An 18062-nucleotide genomic window follows, 5' to 3' on the forward strand; every position below is an offset into this window, starting at 1 on the left:
ACCTACTCCTTCACCGCAGACGTCAGCGCAACCGGCGTCAAGCCGGCCTTCCGAATCCGCATATCGTTAATCAATCTGTTCAGGCGATGCACATCATCGTCCCGCCGCTCGCGTTCCGCGGCTTTCAACTCCTGAATCAAGGCCCCCAAGGTTCGTTCCCGGCCTCGTCGCTCCAGCGTTTCCAAACACCCGGCGATATGCGCCGGGACATCATCATAATGTTGCTCCAGCATCGACAGTTCAGACATCAGCGTGCCGCACTCCTCATCGTGAATGAGCGCGTCCAGCAAATCCCGCACCGACACCCGCCCATCTTGCCCAAGATGCTGCATGGCGCACTGAATCAACCGACGATAGACCGGCACCGAAAACGCCTCCGGCGATAATCGTCCCAGATCTTGAGCCGATAAATTGCCCTGCACGAGCAAGTGAGCCAAATCACGCTCCTCGGGATTCCCTTTCAACTTCGAGGGTCCGGCCGGGGCAGGAGCCTTCCGCTCCCGTTCGGGACTTCGCTGATCCTGAGCCGCCAAGGCGGGATACCGATCGATCAGTCGTTGCTGACTCAGCCCCAATCGTTCGGCCACCAGACGAATTCGCTCTTCCCGCTCGATGGGATGCGCACTTTTCTGGAGAATGCGCAACACCGCATCGACAGCTCGAATCCGATCTTCGACCGTGCCCGCTTCCGCCGTGCGCAGACTGTGCTCCACCGCAAAATCCAGCAGACTGGGTGCCGCGCGATGCAATGCCGCAAAGCCCTCGGCGCCATACTGTCGGACATAGGTATCAGGATCGTCGCCTTCCGGCAGCGACACGACCTTCACACTGAGGCCGCTGTTGACGAACAAATCCAAGGTCCGCAGAGCGGCTCTCACCCCCGCCTGATCCGGATCGAACAGCAGCACGACATTCGACGCGAACCGTCGGATCACCGCAATATGCTCAGCGGTCAAGGCGGTGCCTAGCGTAGCCGCCACATGGCGGATCCCGGCTTGATGCAGCGCGACTGCATCGAAATACCCTTCGACGATGATCAGCGTCTGCTGCTGCCCTGCCGCATCGCGAGCCGCCTCCAGGGCGAACAACGTGTGCCCCTTCTTGAATAACGGCGTCTCGGGCGAGTTCAAATATTTCGGCGTGCCTTCTCCAAGAACACGCCCGCCGAATGCCACAATCCGCTTGCGCAAATCGACGATCGGGAACATCACGCGAGAGCGGAATCGATCATAATGCCCGGACGCCCCTGCCTTCTGCAAACCGCCTTGATCACGCGGAATGGAGAGGCCGGCGGCCACAAGATCCGCAGCGGTGAACCCTTCTTTGAGCATGGCCTTGGTCAATCCATCCCATTCGGGCGGGGCATAGCCAATTCTAAACTGGGTACACGTACTGCTCTGAATGCCACGACTTTCGAGATAAGCGCGCGCTTGAGCTCCCGCCTCGCCCTCGGTCAACATACGCTGATACCAGGCTCCCGCTGCGGCGTTTAAACGCTCCAGTCGGCCCAGTTGCGCGCGCGCCTCAGTAGAATATCCCCCGCTCGACTCCGGAACATCCACGCCAACTTTCCGCCCCAGATCCCGCACAATTTCGGGGAAGGCCGCTCCGGTCAATTTCATGAGAAATGTATAGACATTGCCTCCGGCCCCGCAGCCGAAACAATGAAAGATCTGTCGCGAGGAACTGACGGTGAAGGAGGGAGATTTCTCTTGATGGAACGGACAGAGGCCTTTGAGATTCTGCCCGGCCCGCGTCAGTGCCACATGTTGGCCCACGATCTCCGCAATGTCCACTCGGTCTCTGATTTGGTTAATGACGTCGTCCGAAATCAGGCCTTGGCCCACGGCGGTCCTCGCTAGTGCCCGCAGGGATCCGACCGGTCGGATACCCGGTGGGATGCCTTCGACGCGATTGAAAGTTGACCGTTCAACCTAACAAACGGTCCGCACAAGTGTCAATCGAGTTGGCGAACCGCTCACCCCGGGGGCCACGCCATGGGCCTGCCGCCGAGCACATGCAGGTGGAGATGAAACACGGTCTGCCCACTATCCGCCCCCGTGTTCGTGACGATACGGTATCCGGAGCCATTCAATTTTCGAGCCCGCGCCACCTCCGCGCAGGTCAACAGGAGCTGTCCCAGCAACGCCTGATCCCCGTCCCCGCAATTCTGAACGGCTGCCACATGTCGTTTAGGAATCACCAGGATGTGGACAGGGGCCTGACCGTTGATGTCCTCGAACGCCAGCACCTGCTCATCCTGGAAGACAATGTTGGCCGGAATGGTCCCCGCCACAATGCGACAAAAAATGCAGTTATCCACCGGCCTTCCCTCCCGATTCCGGACGAATCCCGGACTTCCCAAACCGGTCGCCTAACTCACGATACACCTCGCCGAGCGTCACGTCGTGGTATCCGAGCACCAGCAGCGTGTGAAACAGCAGATCGGCGGTTTCGTAGATGATCTCCTCTCGCTTCCGGTTCTTGGCGGCAATGATTACTTCCCCGGCCTCTTCAGCCACCTTTTTCAGAATCCGGTCAGCTCCGCCCTGCAACAGTTTCGAGACGTATGAATCCGGCTGAGGATGGGCTTTCCGCTGCAAGACCGTCTGGTACAGACGCTCCAGAATGCCGCCGCCGGCATCCTGCGTCTTCTCCTCGCCAGCCTGCCCCTGCTCCGTCATTCTGGAAAAAAAACAGGCGCGCTCGCCGGTATGACAGGTGGGCCCAACCGGTTCTGCCTTCACGAGAATCGTGTCACGATCGCAATCGACAAACAGGTCCTTCACCCGAAGAACATGACCGGACGACTCTCCCTTCCGCCACAGTATTCGGCGTGAGCGACTCCAAAAGTGGACGGACCTGGTCTCGAGTGTCTTGGTGATGGCCTCCTGGTTCATGTACCCAACCATCAAGACCGTCCCGTCGAGCCAGTCTTGAATCACGGCAGGAAGCAATCCCTGTCCGTCAAACGTCAGCTCCCGCCCGTCCTTCGTCATCGCGTCTGCTCCTGCAGTATGGCCTCCAGCCGAACCGGCACCCCACGCTCACGCAAATAGGTCTTCGCTTGCTGAATCGTATGCGTCCGATAGTGGAAAATCGAGGCGGCGAGCACCGCATCAGCCTTTCCCTTCACGAGCCCATCATATAAATGCTCGAGGGTACCCACCCCTCCGGACGCGATCACCGGAATCGAGAGACGCGCCGACACGGCAGCCGTCAGCGCCAAGTCATAGCCATTCTGCCGACCGTCCTGATCCATGCTGGTCAGAAGGATTTCCCCAGCCCCATAGCCTTCCATGCGCTGGGCCCACTCCACCGCATCCAATCCGGTCGCCTTCCGCCCACCATGTGTATAGACCTGCCACTGTCCGCCGGCTTCCTGCCGCTTGGCATCGATGGCCACGACGATGCACTGGGTGCCGAACCGTTGCGCAGCTTCACGAACAAACTCCGGCTGCTGAACGGCCGTCGTGTTGATGCTGACTTTGTCGGCCCCGGCATTGAGCAACGCGCGGATATCATCGAGCGTGCGCACGCCGCCGCCCACCGTGACCGGCATGAATACCCTGGCCGCCGTCTGTTCAACCACATCAATAATGGTTTTACGGTTTTCGTGCGACGCGGTGATATCCAGGAAGCACAATTCATCCGCGCCTTCACGGTCGTAAATGGCCGCCACTTCCACGGGATCCCCGGCGTCGCGCAAATTGACAAAGCTGACGCCTTTGACGACCCGACCATCCTTAACGTCCAGGCAGGGAATGATGCGTTTAGTCAACATCCTGATCCTTCAGATAGGGGACGTGGGGCGAACGCTCGCCGCACGCTTCCCACCGTGCTTCCGTTAGGCCCGACCGAGAACGCTCAGGGCGGCGCGATAGTCCAACTTGCCGTCATACAGGGCCTTCCCGACAATGGCCCCCTCGACACGCGGACCAAGCGCCTGCACGGCCTGCAAGTCCTCCACCCGCGTGATGCCGCCTGAAGCGATGACAGGCCATGAGGAACGCTCCACCACCTCCCGCAACGCAACCAGATTCGGCCCATTCAGCATGCCGTCTCGAGCAATGTCCGTATAGATGACGGCACCCAATTCATGGACCGCCAGCTCCGTGAGCAAATCGATCGCCCTGGTCTCCGAAACCGTGGTCCATCCCTTGACCGCCACCTTGCCGTCCCGCGCATCCAGCCCCAAGAGAATCCGACGGGGAAACTCACGACAGGCCTGAGCCAGAAATTCCCGATCCGTGAGAGCTGCCGTTCCAAGCACGACTCTGGCCACTCCCGCCTGGAGATATTTCCTCACCGTTTCGATGGTCCTGATCCCACCGCCGACTTGCACCTTCACACTCACGGTCTTCATCACCGCTTCGATCTGCGGAAGATTCTTCGGTTCACCATCGACCGCACCGTTCAGGTCGACGACGTGAATGAGATCGGCCCCCTGCTCCTGCCAACGGCGCGCGACGGAGGGCACGTCCTCCGAATACACGGTTTCAGCAGCCATATCACCCTGTCGTAACCGCACACAGCGGCCGTCTTTCAGATCAATCGCCGGAATCACACGCATGCATACACCTGTCATAAATCAGCTAGTGCGCGCCGCCCCCTGTGCCACCGTAGGGAAAGACGTCGGCCAATTCGGCGGCTCCATAGGCCGCCAACTCATCCGCAGTGACGAACACTCCGGATCGTTGAATGAACCCGACAAAATCTTCGGTCATGGGCCGCTGCTTTTCGTAATAATTGCCTTCCCACAGCACCATACCGTCCGAAGCCACGAGCTTCACCTCGAATCCCACCGCTGCGGGCGGATCCGCTCCGAGACGGCTCCCGACGCGTTCTTGATAGACCAACACCTTGCCGCTCAACGCCGCATCGGCACCGAGCCGCTGAGCGATTTTATGCGCGGACAGCGGCTCAGTCGTCCCCCCACCCGCAAGGTCTCGCGCCGCAACCCTGGCCTCATTCGGTGAGAGCACGCGCAGCCCTGGCTTGGCTTTCAACTTTGCCCACAACAATTCGGTGATTTTTTCACCGGCGGCCGGCGGGACCACCTGTGTCCGCCACACGTATTGATCGGTCGTCGGGGCCCCGCTCACAGACATATCGGAGCGTCGCGCTCCGGAAGGCACGGGAAAGGCCGGGCCGCTGGCATCAACGATCTGCGGCGTCGCCATGGTGGCAAACGGAATGAGTACGATCGTACGGACAGGGTATTTTTCTGCTTGGGCAGAAGCCTTACTCGTCACCTTTGTCCCACTGCAACCGGTCATCAGCAGAACCACCAGCAAGGCCGGCAGACAGCGAACCACCAAGGGGCTCACGTCCAAGCCCCAAAATTCTTGATTACCTGCAGGCCAACCGCTTGGCTTTTTTCAGGATGAAACTGGCAGGCCACCACATTATCTTTCCAGACCGCCGAAGCAAACGGTTTTCCATACTCAGTCATGGTTGCAATGACCGTCGGATCCGCCGGTTCAACGTAGTAGGAGTGTACGAAGTAGCAATAGCTCCCTGGCGCGATTCCAGCCAACGGAGGAGCAGGCCGCACAACCTGAATTTCATTCCACCCCATATGCGGAACCTTCAGCGACGGATCCAACGAAAACTTTTTGACGCGGCCAGGAATGAGGCCAAGGCCCTTGTGGATCCCAAACTCTTCGCTCTCCGTGAAAAGCAACTGTAGCCCCAGGCAAATGCCCAGAAAGGGCTTTCCGGACTGAATCGCCGACTGAATGGGCGGGATTAACTCATACCGTTCGAGATTCGCCATGCAATCGCCGAACGCCCCCACGCCGGGCAATACGACATGGCTGGCATTCGCAATGGCGCGGGGATCGCGCGTCACGACGGCCTGATGCCCCACAGACTCGAAGGCCTTGGAGACGCTCCGTAAATTACCCATGCCGTAATCAATGATGGCGATCATGATTGCTTTCGACGAGGTCCGATGAAGCCCTGAACACCACGCGATGGTGGGACCCTGGCCGGCCCCCTGAGCCGGCTAGAGACTGCCCTTGGTCGAGAGGACCGTCCCCGACAATCGCTCTTCCACCATGGTGGCCTGATCCAACGCCCGCGCCAACGCCTTGAAGATGGCTTCCATGATGTGATGGGGATTGCGCCCATACTGAAGATTGACGTGAAGATTGAGCCCCCCGTGGGTCACGAACGCCTGAAAAAAATCCTCAAACAGGCCCAGGTCGAACGTTTTGATTTTTCGATCGGGCAGCGTGACGTTATACACCAGGTATGGCCGCCCGCTGAGATCGACCGTGACCTGCGCAAGTGTTTCATCCAGCGGCACCGAGGCCCACCCGAATCGCTTGATCCCTGCCTTCTCGCCCAGGGCTTGATGCAACGCCTTACCCATCGTGATACCGACGTCTTCCACCGTATGGTGCTCGTCGATGTCGATATCGCCTTTGGCCTGAATCGTGAGATCGAAGAACCCATGTTTGGCTAACAGTTCCAACATATGATCGAAGAACCGGATGGAGGTGTCGATCTGGCCGCGTCCGCTCCCGTCCAGCACCCACTCGACGCGGATATCGGTCTCCTTCGTGGCACGATGAAGTGCAGCGTGTCTCGGGGCATCGGTCTTTTTCATGAGAACCTGCTTTGGGCTGATTTGGCATGCGCATCGAAGCCTTCGATATGCGCCAGTCGGACGATGTGATCCTTGGCTTTCGTCAACTCTTCTTTCGTGTAATGCACAATGTTGCTGACCTTCACATAGTCGTTGACGGAGAGCGGAGAAAAGAAGCGGGCCGTCGCTCCGGTTGGCAACACATGGTTAGGGCCGGCCACATAGTCCGCCACGGCAGGCGGCGTGTAGCGGCCTAAAAACAACGCGCCGGCGTGGCGAACCTGCTCCAGATAATCGAAGGGCCGATCAACGGACAGGGTGAGATGCTCGGGTGCAATCTGGTTTGCAACCTCGATGGCCTCGTCCATTGTGGGAACAACAAGCGCGGCAAAATGCCGCGCAATCGACTTCGCGGCGATTTTCTCCCGCTGCAGCCCCTTCAGTTGCACCTGGATCAACCGCACCACTTCTTTGGCCAAGGATGCCGACGTCGTCACAAGGTACACCTGCGCATCCTCGTCATGTTCGGCTTCACAGAGCAAGTCGGCCGCCACATGCGCCGGTTTTGCGTCATCATCGGCCACGACCAACAACTCGCTCGGTCCGGCCACCATATCGATGCCCACGGTGCCGTACAGCAAACGTTTGGCGGTGGCGACATACATATTGCCGGGGCCGACAATTTTATCGACTTTGGCAATCGTCTTCGTCCCGAATGCCATGGCACCGATGGCCTGCACCCCACCGACTCGATAAATTTCGTCGACGCCGGCAATATCCGCCGCGACCAACAAATAGGGGTTGATCTCCCCTTTCGGAGTCGGCGTACACATGACGATACGCCGAACACCGGCCACTTTCGCAGGGATAGCGCACATGAGCACCGACGAGGGATACACCGCCTTACCACCCGGGACGTACACGCCAACGGCATCGAGCGGCGTGACTGTCTGGCCGAGCGTCGCGTTCTGTTCCTGATACATCCAGGTCTTGGTGCGCTGGCGTTCGTGGAACTGACGGACCCGTTCCGCCGCATATCGGAGCGAATCTCCCTCATCCTTGCGAATGTGGTAATACGCGTCCTTGACTTCTTCGGGCGTGACGCGAACTTGGTCCACCTTCAAGGCGAGCCGGTCGAACTTCTTGGTATAGCGCAGGACCGCTCGATCCCCACCACGCTCAACAGCCTGGAGAATCGTGCGGACGCTTTTTTCGACCGTAGCCCCCTGCGACCGCGAACGGGTCGCGATTTTCCGCAACGCGGCGGCAAACCCTCGGTCGGTACTCGCGTAAATGGTCATGACTTCCGTCCTGCCGCCCCATACAATCTTGATGGCGGCTCGTCCTCAATCCACCGCAGCTAGCTGCGTGGGACAGCCCGGAGCACTATTCGGCCCCTACAGCCTCACGCAGCCGTTCGATCAACGCCTTTAAGGGTGCATGTTTTAACTTGAGACTGGCCCGATTCACGATCAAGCGGGCGGTGGACTGGGTGATCACCTCCACCTCTGCCAGATCATGGGCCCTCAAGGTACTCCCCGTTTCAACCAGATCAACGATGCGATCGGCCAAACCGACCAGGGGAGCCAGTTCGATTGACCCATACAATTTGACAATCTCGACCGGCACTCCGCGCTGGTTGAAATAGCGTTCGGTGACGTTGGGATACTTTGTCGCCACACGGATCTTGGACGACCAACGGTCCGGCGACGGTTGGCCCTGCAACGCGGCGACCGAGATTCTACACGCTCCAACCTTCAAATCCAACGGCTCGTAGACATCGCTCCCCTGCTCCAGCAACACGTCCTTCCCCACCACCCCGACGTCGGCCGCCCCATGCTCGACATAGGTCGGCACATCGGTCGGCCTGACGATCAGAAATCGCGCATCGTTGCCGGCACAGTCGAAGACCAGCTTTCGGCTCTCGGTGGAGAGACCGGGACTGTCATACCCCGCCTGCTTCATCAATTGCAGCACCGGGCCAAGTAGTTTTCCCTTCGACAGCGCGATCGTCAGACCCTTCGGTCGTGCCTCCACGGATCTCCTCCCCCTCACATTCACTTCCCTTTCCTCCGCTCAATGCTCGCCCCCAAGGCTTTCAGTTTGTCCTCAAGCCGTTCGTAGCCTCGATCGAGGTGATACACACGGGACACTTCGGTAATGCCTTCGGCGGCGAGACCGGCCACGATCAGACCGGCGCTGGCCCGGAGATCCGACGCCATCACCGGAGCGCCCGTCAACCCCTCTCTACCCGTAATCACCACGCGATTGCCCTCCACGCGAATCTCCGCACCCATGCGACGTAATTCTTCCACATGCATGAACCGGCTTTCGAAAATCGTTTCGGTCACCACGCTCGTCCCTTCGGCGACGGCCATCAGGGCCACAAACTGAGCCTGCATATCGGTCGGGAAGCCGGGATGCGGGCTGGTTCGAACATTCGTTCCTTTCAGACGTCCGGTCACCTTGAGATGGACCCGGTCGCCCTCTTCCGCCAACTCCACGCCGCTTTCCCGCAATTTCATCAGCAAGGGCTCCATGTGCTCAGGACGGCAACGCTTGACCGAGATCTCCCCTCCGGTAATCGCACCAGCCACAAGGTAGGTCCCGGCTTCGATGCGATCAGGGATAACGTCATGATCGGCCCCGTGTAATTCCGTCACCCCTTCGATCATGATCATATCCGTCCCCGCGCCAGCAATGCGTGCCCCGCGTTTGACGAGGAATGCGGCTAGGTCGCTGATTTCCGGTTCCTTTGCAGCGTTCTCAAGGACCGTAGTCCCCTCAGCCAGTACCGCTGCCATCATGAGGTTCTCGGTGCCGGTCACACTCGGGGTATCGAAATAAATGCGGCTTCCCCGCAAACGACGGGCCGTGGCCTTGATGTAGCCATGCTCGATTTCGACGGTCGCCCCCATCTTCTCCAGGCCGGCCAGATGAAAATTGACCGGACGTGAGCCGATGGCGCACCCTCCGGGAAGCGACACCTTCGCCTCCCCCATTCGAGCCACCAGCGGGCCCAACACCAACACCGACGCCCGCATTGTCCGAACTAAATCATAGGGAGCCTCTGTCGACGCGATGATCTGCGCATCGACCACCGTGTGCTCCCCCTCTTGAGCTACGGCAATGCCCAACATGCGGAGCAACTTGCCCATGGTGAGCACATCCACCACGCTCGGCATGTTCGACAGCACACACTCGCCCCCGCCAAGAATCGTCGAGGCGAGAATCGGCAAGGCCGCATTTTTCGCCCCGCTGGTGCGGACCTCACCTTTCAGTCGGCGCCCACCATGAATAATGATCTGATCCATAGGTTTCAGTCCGCCTGTCTCGTCGGGATCGAGTCCTTGCCCCTCTCAGTGATCACTCGCGACAGGCTCCACGTGCGATTCATTTTTCTCAAAACAGACGACTCGCGCGATTCCGGCGTCATCCTGCAAGACCGCAGCGGTCTGAAACCACCCGCTCTCCTCCGCAAGCCGGCAGACGGCAGCAGCTTGCCCGAGCCCGACTTCCATCAGCAGTGCACCACCGGTCTTCAGATAGCTCGGCGCCTGCTGGAGGAGCCGCCGATGGACACCCATGCCATCCGGACCTCCGGCCAATGCCAATCGCGGCTCAAAGCACCCGACCTCCGGTTGAAGCGTCGCGAGATCTCCATCGGCAATATAGGGAGGATTGGACACCATCACATCAATCTTGTGCCGCCAGGCGGGAGCGTCAAGCGGGGCCAGAAGGTCCCCCTGAAGACAATCAATGCGCGCATCGCATCCGTGCTGAACCATATTGCGTTGCGCAACGGCCAGGGCCTCTGCCGATACGTCGATAGCGACCACGCATGCGTGGGGCAATGCCAGCGCCACGGACACAGCCAGACAACCGGACCCAGTTCCCACATCCACGATGGTGACGGCTGGATGATCGGCACAACGACGAACTGCCTCTGCGACCAATAGGGCACTTTCCGGACGTGGGATCAGAACCGCGGGGGTCACTTGAAATTCTCGTCCACAGAACTCTTGCGTACCGAGGACATATTGCAACGGTTCACGACGGGTCCGACGCGCGACCAAGGCTCGAGCACATTCACATTCTGCGTCAGTCAATTCATGATCCGCCTGCACACGCTGCATCAGCGGCGAGAGGCCCAGCGCGTGCTCTAACAACCAGGCGGCCTCCAAGGCCGGCTGATCGATGCCCGCATCAGTCAGGCGGCGTTCAGCTTCCTCCGATACGACGCGTATGGTTGGCATGGCAACCGCGACGGCGGCGCGCGGGACGCCGCTCATTTCGCCTCCAGGCTGGCCAGGTGTTCATAGTGCGCGCGCAGCGCTTGGACGATCTCTTCCAGGTCACCAGCCAACACCTGATCAAGCTTATGTACCGTCAATCCGATACGATGATCGGTCACACGATTTTGCGGGAAGTTGTAGGTCCGGATCTTTTCGCTCCGGTCCCCGGTCCCGACCTGAGACTTCCGATCTTGTGCGATCGCCGCCTCCTGCTTTTCTCGCTCAGCCTCGACAATTCTCGCGCGCAGCGTCCGCATAGCCTTGGTGCGGTTTTTGAGCTGTGACCGCTCGTCTTGGCAGCTGACCACGACCCCCGTCGGGATGTGCGTAATGCGAACCGCGGAGTAGGTCGTATTGACACTTTGCCCACCCGCGCCCGACGAACAAAAGGTGTCGATACGTAAGTCTTTCGGATCGATGTGCACGTCGACCTCATCGACTTCCGGCATCACCGCCACCGTCACGGTGGACGTATGGATTCTCCCGCTGGCCTCCGTAGTGGGAACCCGTTGGACACGATGCACGCCGCTTTCGTATCTGAGACGCCCGAACGCGCCCTTCCCCTCCAACAACGCGATCACTTCCCGATAGCCGCCAATACCGGTCTCGGAAGCGTCGACGACTTCCAGGCGGAGGCGGTTACGCTCGGCATATTTGAGGTACATCCGAAAGAGATCCCCCGCAAACAGCGCCGCTTCATCTCCCCCTGTTCCCGCCCGGATTTCCAGAAAGACGTTCTTCTCGTCGCGCGGATCTTTTGGCGTCAAGAAATCCTTGGCGAGGCTCTCAAGATCTAGTACCTGCTGATTGAGCTGCTGGCTTTCCTCGGCAAACAGCTGCTTCATATCGGCACCCGTCGAGGGGTCCTGCAGTAGCACAGCCACGTCCTCGAGTTGTTTTTTTAGCTCTCGGTAGGCCACAAAGTGCTGCGCCGGCTCCTCTAACTCCGTCCGCTCCTTGTTGAGCTTATGAATCATGCCCGGTTGATTGAGAACAGTCGGGTCCATCAGCTGATTCGTCAGCTCCTGAAACCGTGCGGCCATCCCCTCCCACTTTTTGATCAACCCGTCTTCCATATTCCGCTCATTCCGGCCTGCGCCCGCAACATCCCCAAAAAACAAGAGACCCTGCCCCAAAAGGAAGCAGGGTCTCCGTGATGTCCTGACTGGGCCTACTTTTCTTTTTTGGCGTACTTCTTCTTGAACCGTTCGACACGCCCTTCGGTATCGACAATCTTCTGGGTACCCGTAAAGAACGGATGGCATCCAGCACAAATGTCGACTTTGATGTCTCCGATGGTCGAACGCGTCTTGAACGTATTCCCGCAAGCGCAATGCACAGTTGCTTCACGGTAGACTGGATGAATTCCCTTTTGCATGCCTGCTCCTCTGCTGCCCTTGATTCATTGACTCGCTTGGTGTTGTTCGCCAGGGTGCACGACTTTACACTGGAGGCACCCACACTGGCAAGCGGCAACCTACCGATTCATAGATTGTAAAAACTCTTGATTGGTTTTGGTTCCACCGATCTTGTCCATTAGGAATTCCATCGCTTCCATTGTACCCAACGGGCTCAAGACCTTTCGCAGGATCCACATCTTGTTCAAACGATCGCGGTCAACCAGCAACTCTTCCTTGCGGGTACCGGATTGGCTGATATCGATCGCCGGGAAGAGACGCTTGTCGGCCAACCGCCGATCCAAATGTACTTCCATATTGCCGGTTCCCTTAAACTCTTCGAAAATCACGTCGTCCATGCGGCTTCCCGTATCGATCAGAGCCGTCGCCATGATGGTCAAGCTGCCGCCATTTTCGATGTTTCTAGCCGCGCCGAAAAATCGCTTCGGCCGCTGCAGGGCATTGGAGTCCAGACCGCCCGAAAGCACCTTGCCGCTGGGGGGAGCGATCGTATTATAGGCGCGTGCCAACCGTGTGATGCTATCGAGCAGAATCACCACATCTTTCTTATGTTCAACAAGTCGCTTCGCTTTCTCCAATACCATTTCCGCCACTTGGGCATGCCGCTGAGCCGGCTCATCGAACGTCGAGCTGATAACCTCCGCTTTCACCTGTCGCTGCCAGTCCGTGACTTCCTCCGGACGTTCATCGATCAGCAAAACGATCAGCGTAACTTCTTTATGGTTCTTAAGAATGGCTCGGGCGATGGCCTGCAAGAGCATGGTCTTTCCGGTTCGGGGAGCCGCCACAATCAAGCCCCGCTGGCCCTTCCCGATCGGGGTGGTAAGGTCCATGACACGCGTGCAGTATTCTTCACGATCGAACTCGAGGTTGATCCGTTCCTCCGGATACAGCGGCGTGAGGTTGTCAAAGAGGATCTTGTCACGCGCGACTTCCGGATCTTCATAGTTGACCTTTTCCACCTTGAGCAAGGCGAAGTATCGCTCGCTCTCCTTGGGCGGACGGATTTGCCCAGACACAATATCGCCTGTTCTGAGATTAAATCGGCGGATCTGTGATGGGGAAATGTAGATATCGTCAGGCCCTGGCAGATAATTTGAGTCTGGAGCGCGGAGGAATCCGAACCCGTCTGGGAGGGTCTCCAATACACCTTCGCCGAATACCACCCCGTTTTTCTCAGTCTGCGCCTGCAAAATGGCGAAGATGAGTTCCTGCTTGCGAAGGTTTGCCGCACCCTCAATCTTTAAGTCTCGCGCGACGTCATTCAGGTCGGCAATCGACTTCTGTTTGAGTTCCGCGAGATGCATAACTTCCCCTTTAACCTGTGTCATACCTCTTCCCTATCAGGCTCTCAACCCGATAGCTCCCCAAAATGAGACATACGATTTAGTACTCATGAACGAATTCACGGAAGTGATGGTCTGGATGTCAACCTGTTTGGTTGTGTTATGGCAGGATCGCTTTAGATGAAGGCGTTTACGATTGAGATTTTGCAGAAACGAAAGTAACCCACTCTTCAACACTCGACGCTGCACCGCCCTGGGATATTTTACGATTGAGATGGGTCTCGGGAGCTGATGTACAGAGGTAATACTTGTTGTATAGAGCGCGAAGTTAGCTTGATATTAGCGTCCAACCGACACATTGTCAATATGAAAGGTCCCTCCACGTTGCCCTGCTGAGGGGTGGCGAGCGCCAACGCCCACACTTCCGCGCGAGCCCTTGCGGCCTCCTCCCCTTGGAGACCTCTCACCCTCGGTTGCAGCCGAACAGGTGTTGTGTTAAAGATTCCGCGGGACACACGCATGGCGAAATCAGATCACGACACACCCGATCGCATATTCACATTGGCCGAGGCGAATGAACTTCTCCCCCAACTGAATCAACGATTTACAACCGTCCGTCGAGCCAAAACCGTCATCGCGAACACGAAGAATGAGATCCAGAAGGCGAGCGCGAACGCCTCGCTCGGTGGCGGCAGCTCGGTCGGGGCAACTTACATTCAGGCCCTGCATGAAATCAGCGGCAATCTACAGGCGATTCACGAGCTTGGCGTGGTGGTTAAAGATGTCGACCTGGGCCTCTGCGATTTCCCCTATAAACATGACGGCCGAATCGTTTATCTCTGTTGGAAGTTTGGCGAGGATGAGATTCGGTGGTGGCATGAGACGTCTTGCGGCTACAAGGACCGCCACCCTTTAGATGAAACAACCGCATCGGAAAGAGACGATTGATTCGTGATGAAATTCGTGATTCTCGGCTTCGACGGCCCTGAGGGCCAAGCCAAGCGGAAAATTCACCGCCCCGCACACCTCGCCAACCTTGAGCCGCTCAATCGCCAGGGGAGGGTGCTGCTGGCTGGACCGTTTACCGATCAAGCCGGCAGTCTCATCATCATTGAGGCCTCCTCCCTCGAAGAAGCCCAAAAATTTGCCGCGGAAGATCCATACATGGTCCACGGAATTTTTGAACGCATTGAAGTCCATCCCTTCCATCAGGTTTTGCCATCGACACCGCCTTCCACATAACTCACCTCTGCTGCACCATCTCGCAGCACCTTTGCGGCTGCTCATTCTTCCCCTTGCGATCTCTCACGGCCAGTCGCCGCCAAGGCACGGCCTAGGCTCAAATCAGCAGCGCCCCTAGATTGACAACGCAAAAGATTGCCACCTATAATGCGCACTTAGCGCCGTTTGTGCAGACGCATCTCCTGTAGTTCAAAAGACCTAAGTGCCTTCAGACGTGCTGGCCCTAAATTTCCCCAGAGTGGGCCTTCTGCTGTGTTGCAGAAAAACATCGAGGAAGCATACAGTGCGTTGACTCCACGCTTTAACCGATGGTGTCCCTTCTCCAAGTTTGTTAACCCCAAAAAGAGAGCAGGTTCGAATGACTCAGTATCGCGTGTTACCAGGCCCTGAACACTTCCTGCCACCGGCCGCAGCCTCGATGGGGATTTATCTCCCCAACCCTGGCGAAGCTCATATCAACGGCGTGATCGTTCCGGAAGAAAAAGCCTACGAAGAGGCGGCACGCCAGTTCCTCACGGCACAAGTCCCAACTATTTTCCCTGGCCCGCTCGTTCTGTGGGCATGGAACGAAAAGGCGGCCAAAAAGGCCGCGGCAGTTCGAAGCCTCTTTGAAACTTTGAAGGAATGCGTACAGCCTGGCCAAAAGCCGATGCTGATCCCGATGCCGGACTACCGCCCTAAGTATCCCAAGATCAATCCCGAAGTCGAAATTAACCCGAACCACCCCAATCTGACCATCTGGCATAACAAGATCGATTGCTGCATGTTTATTGGAGTGCACTGCCATCAGGCAAACCTGTCGCTGAAAATCATCCGTGGCGGCACCTCCTGCTATACCGTCGCAATGTGCGCCCAGGCCGGACATGAAGATGCCATGCTCTCCTTCAGGGACGCCACTGTCGAAAAAATCCTGAAGCTGGGCGAATGGATTCGCAAACTGAAAGGGACCGTTAAACCAAGGCTGGCAGCAGCCAAGACCGGCGCTTCGAACTAACCATTTGAAGCACTGACAACGATTGAAAGGAGGCCGAGTCCATGGCGGAAACGAAATCCCACATCGGGACACAAAATAAAAAGGGCCAGACCTACACTGATCCTTGGAAAATGCTGAATGAGGCACCTCGAAAACCTTCCTTCTATACGGGAAGCGAGGTCATTAAGGAAGCGATCCGCCGTGCAAGCTGCGACGTGATGATCGCCTACCCCATTACCCCACAAAGCGAAGCGGCAGCCCTCATCGGCGAATTGTTTGCCGAGGGATACATTGGGGACTACTTCAGGGGAGAGAGCGAATTCGCCGTGATGTCGCAATGCGCAGGAGCGGCTTTCGGTGGCGCACGGGTGTTCACCACGACCGCAGGACCAGGCACCATGCGGGCAATGGAGAACTTCCCGATGTGGGCGGGCGCCAGACTTCCGATCCAAATGATCGTCACCTGCCGCGGAATCAACTCGCCCCTGTCGATTCAGCCGGACACGTTAGAGATTGCCTACCTCTTGAATACCGGCATGCTGGTCTGGCATGCAGAAACAGCTCAAGACTTTTTTGACTGGATTCTGAAGGGTTACATGGTCTCGGAAGAGCCGGATGTCCATTTACCCCTTGCACTATGCTGTGACGGATTCTTTGTGACCCACACCAAAGACGTGGTCAACCTCACCCCTACCGACATGTGCCTCCCCCCCTACGATCCTTACCGTTCTCCAGTACCCTGCATGGACATGGAATGCCCGCCGGTTCGTATGATGCGGGACCCGTTTGTCATGAAAAGCAACTACATCAGCTATGCGACCCATGCCAGCTGGCAGCAGGAAGTCTGGGCTGCCGTAGAACGGTCGAGAAAGCACACCATTCATTGGCTGGATGGCTTGATCGACACCGAAAATGCCGACGCCGAGGTCATGATCGTTGCATCCGGCACTGCCGTGTCACAAGGACGCGAAGCCATCCGCCTTTTGGAGGATGAAGGCGTCCGTTGCGGGCTCGTGAAGGTCAAGTCTCTCAGGCCATGGCCTGGAGAGGAGATTCGTGAAGCGACGAAGAATGCCAAGCACATCTTTGTCCCGGAATTTAATGTGACGGGCTGGTTGGCGAAAGAGATTAAGGCGACCATTCCCAACAGCGAGCGTGTCTACGCTGGACCACACGTCTGTGGCGGCATGACCATGCCACCGGAAATCATTGTGTCCGAGATTAAGACGGCACTTGGGTTGCGTTCCGAGTCACTCGCTGGCAGAGGTAGCTGAGCTTGCTTCTTCCATGGAGCAGAGAACTGAGCGATCAATTATCCAGATAGACACGCCATGAGGAGGCATACATGAGCAAAGAGCGAATCAAAATTTCGCCGGATCTATATGACATCATGCCATCGGATTACCAGGATTTGGTCCAGAGTGCGACCTATGGCAAAGAAGACCGTGGGTGGAAAGACATCGGCACATCGAAGGAGTTGATTGAACAGCACTCCTTGTGCGCTGGCTGCCCTGAATCAATGGCTTTCCGTTATATCCTGGCATCTCTCCCTAATCCTGAGGACACGGTCATGGTAGGCTCCACGGGCTGCACCAGCCTGGTGTTTCCCATGGTAGCCGTGCACAACATTCACTCTCTTTTCGGCAACCAGAATGCGATTGCCTCCGGCTTGAAGCGAGCCCTGAGCGTTCGTTTCCCCGATCGAGTCAAAGACGTGGTTGTCCTAGCTGGTGATGGCGCAACGGTCGACATCGGGCTTGATATGACCTTGCAGGCTTGGTTTCGCCAGGAAAAATTCACCACCATCTGCTTTGACAACGAGCTGTACGCCAACACTGGTGGACAGGAAAGCGGTTTAATGCAGAAGGGCTTCGTGGCAAAGATGGCTCCGGTTGGAAAGCTCTTCGACAAGGTTCGCCTCCCGGAAATCGCACGAGAGTCCGGTTGCCACTATGTCGTGAACTGCACCGTGAGCAAACCATCGCTCGTTGAGAAAGTCATTCGGAACTCGGTGTTAATCGCCCGCGAAATCGGTCCGACCTATATCCAGCTGTACACGCCCTGCATTCTGGAAATCGGCAAGAACAGCATGGAAGGCCTCCAAGAAATGCGCGATTCTGAAAAGCCGACCGAGCGGTTTGCCTATAAAGAATATGTCAGCGAACCGGCCAAGCAACTGCTGGCGGAACTGGCTGCAAAAGACAAAGAGCGGAAGGCTGCGGCCAAGCAATTGGCTGGGAAGGCTTAAAGAAT

Annotated in this window: 20 protein-coding genes; 5 read left to right on the forward strand and 15 right to left on the reverse strand. The window is 57.6% G+C overall.

Annotated elements, in window-relative coordinates:
- Positions 1–2: 2 nt before the first annotated feature.
- From JNL86_14950 to rho, 15 genes are all read right to left on the reverse strand, one after another.
- A complete protein-coding gene (locus tag JNL86_14950) occupies positions 3–1847 on the reverse strand; it encodes a DNA primase (GenBank protein ID MBL8044207.1) in 1845 nt (614 codons plus the stop codon).
- A 131-nt stretch (positions 1848–1978) separates the two neighbouring features.
- Complete coding sequence (locus JNL86_14955; protein ID MBL8044208.1) at positions 1979–2323, reverse strand: histidine triad nucleotide-binding protein; 345 nt, start codon at positions 2321–2323, stop codon at positions 1979–1981.
- Positions 2316–2978, reverse strand: coding sequence for a bifunctional phosphoribosyl-AMP cyclohydrolase/phosphoribosyl-ATP diphosphatase HisIE (locus JNL86_14960; protein MBL8044209.1), 663 nt, complete (start codon positions 2976–2978; stop codon positions 2316–2318). The genes JNL86_14955 and JNL86_14960 overlap by 8 nt, the downstream gene beginning before the upstream one ends.
- Before the next feature lie 17 nt (positions 2979–2995).
- Positions 2996–3784, reverse strand: a complete 789-nt coding sequence (hisF, locus tag JNL86_14965; GenBank protein ID MBL8044210.1) for an imidazole glycerol phosphate synthase subunit HisF — start codon at positions 3782–3784, stop codon at positions 2996–2998.
- Between the two features lie 63 nt (positions 3785–3847).
- The gene (hisA, locus tag JNL86_14970; protein MBL8044211.1) at positions 3848–4573 is read right to left on the reverse strand and encodes a 1-(5-phosphoribosyl)-5-[(5-phosphoribosylamino)methylideneamino]imidazole-4-carboxamide isomerase; all 726 of its coding nucleotides are present in this window, start codon (positions 4571–4573) and stop codon (positions 3848–3850) included.
- Positions 4574–4595: 22 nt separating this feature from the next.
- Positions 4596–5330, reverse strand: coding sequence for a hypothetical protein (locus JNL86_14975; GenBank protein ID MBL8044212.1), 735 nt, complete (start codon positions 5328–5330; stop codon positions 4596–4598).
- Entirely contained in the window at positions 5327–5935 is a 609-nt protein-coding gene (gene hisH / locus JNL86_14980) for an imidazole glycerol phosphate synthase subunit HisH (GenBank protein ID MBL8044213.1), read from the reverse strand. The genes JNL86_14975 and hisH overlap by 4 nt, the downstream gene beginning before the upstream one ends.
- A 75-nt stretch (positions 5936–6010) precedes the next feature.
- Positions 6011–6616, reverse strand: a complete 606-nt coding sequence (hisB, locus tag JNL86_14985; protein ID MBL8044214.1) for an imidazoleglycerol-phosphate dehydratase HisB — start codon at positions 6614–6616, stop codon at positions 6011–6013.
- The gene (hisD, locus tag JNL86_14990; protein MBL8044215.1) at positions 6613–7896 is read right to left on the reverse strand and encodes a histidinol dehydrogenase; all 1284 of its coding nucleotides are present in this window, start codon (positions 7894–7896) and stop codon (positions 6613–6615) included. Before hisD ends, hisB begins: the two co-directional genes overlap by 4 nt.
- Before the next feature lie 85 nt (positions 7897–7981).
- A complete protein-coding gene (locus JNL86_14995) occupies positions 7982–8656 on the reverse strand; it encodes an ATP phosphoribosyltransferase (protein MBL8044216.1) in 675 nt (224 codons plus the stop codon).
- Positions 8653–9909, reverse strand: coding sequence for a UDP-N-acetylglucosamine 1-carboxyvinyltransferase (gene murA, locus JNL86_15000; protein MBL8044217.1), 1257 nt, complete (start codon positions 9907–9909; stop codon positions 8653–8655). The genes JNL86_14995 and murA overlap by 4 nt, the downstream gene beginning before the upstream one ends.
- Positions 9910–9954: 45 nt before the next feature.
- The gene (gene prmC / locus JNL86_15005; protein ID MBL8044218.1) at positions 9955–10887 is read right to left on the reverse strand and encodes a peptide chain release factor N(5)-glutamine methyltransferase; all 933 of its coding nucleotides are present in this window, start codon (positions 10885–10887) and stop codon (positions 9955–9957) included.
- A complete protein-coding gene (gene prfA / locus JNL86_15010) occupies positions 10884–11966 on the reverse strand; it encodes a peptide chain release factor 1 (protein ID MBL8044219.1) in 1083 nt (360 codons plus the stop codon). The genes prmC and prfA overlap by 4 nt, the downstream gene beginning before the upstream one ends.
- A 95-nt stretch (positions 11967–12061) precedes the next feature.
- Positions 12062–12268, reverse strand: a complete 207-nt coding sequence (gene rpmE, locus JNL86_15015; protein MBL8044220.1) for a 50S ribosomal protein L31 — start codon at positions 12266–12268, stop codon at positions 12062–12064.
- Between the two features lie 99 nt (positions 12269–12367).
- Positions 12368–13615: a transcription termination factor Rho gene (gene rho / locus JNL86_15020; protein ID MBL8044221.1), complete on the reverse strand. Its 1248-nt coding sequence runs from the start codon at positions 13613–13615 to the stop codon at positions 12368–12370.
- Between the two features lie 498 nt (positions 13616–14113).
- Here rho and JNL86_15025 point away from each other — a divergent pair, with 498 nt between their 5' ends.
- From JNL86_15025 to JNL86_15045, 5 genes are all read left to right on the forward strand, one after another.
- Complete coding sequence (locus tag JNL86_15025) at positions 14114–14542, forward strand: DUF2203 domain-containing protein (GenBank protein MBL8044222.1); 429 nt, start codon at positions 14114–14116, stop codon at positions 14540–14542.
- Positions 14543–14548: 6 nt separating this feature from the next.
- Positions 14549–14836: a hypothetical protein gene (locus JNL86_15030; protein MBL8044223.1), complete on the forward strand. Its 288-nt coding sequence runs from the start codon at positions 14549–14551 to the stop codon at positions 14834–14836.
- Between the two features lie 358 nt (positions 14837–15194).
- Positions 15195–15830 carry a carbon monoxide dehydrogenase gene (locus JNL86_15035; protein MBL8044224.1) on the forward strand — a complete coding sequence of 212 codons (636 nt, stop codon included), beginning with the start codon at positions 15195–15197 and terminating at the stop codon, positions 15828–15830.
- A 41-nt stretch (positions 15831–15871) separates the two neighbouring features.
- Positions 15872–17083, forward strand: coding sequence for a ferredoxin oxidoreductase (locus JNL86_15040; protein ID MBL8044225.1), 1212 nt, complete (start codon positions 15872–15874; stop codon positions 17081–17083).
- Between the two features lie 71 nt (positions 17084–17154).
- Positions 17155–18057, forward strand: coding sequence for a ferredoxin oxidoreductase (locus JNL86_15045; protein MBL8044226.1), 903 nt, complete (start codon positions 17155–17157; stop codon positions 18055–18057).
- Positions 18058–18062: the final 5 nt, after the last annotated feature.

Origin of the sequence: Nitrospira sp., assembly GCA_016788885.1 — a bacterium.
Classification (GTDB): domain Bacteria; phylum Nitrospirota; class Nitrospiria; order Nitrospirales; family Nitrospiraceae; genus Nitrospira_A.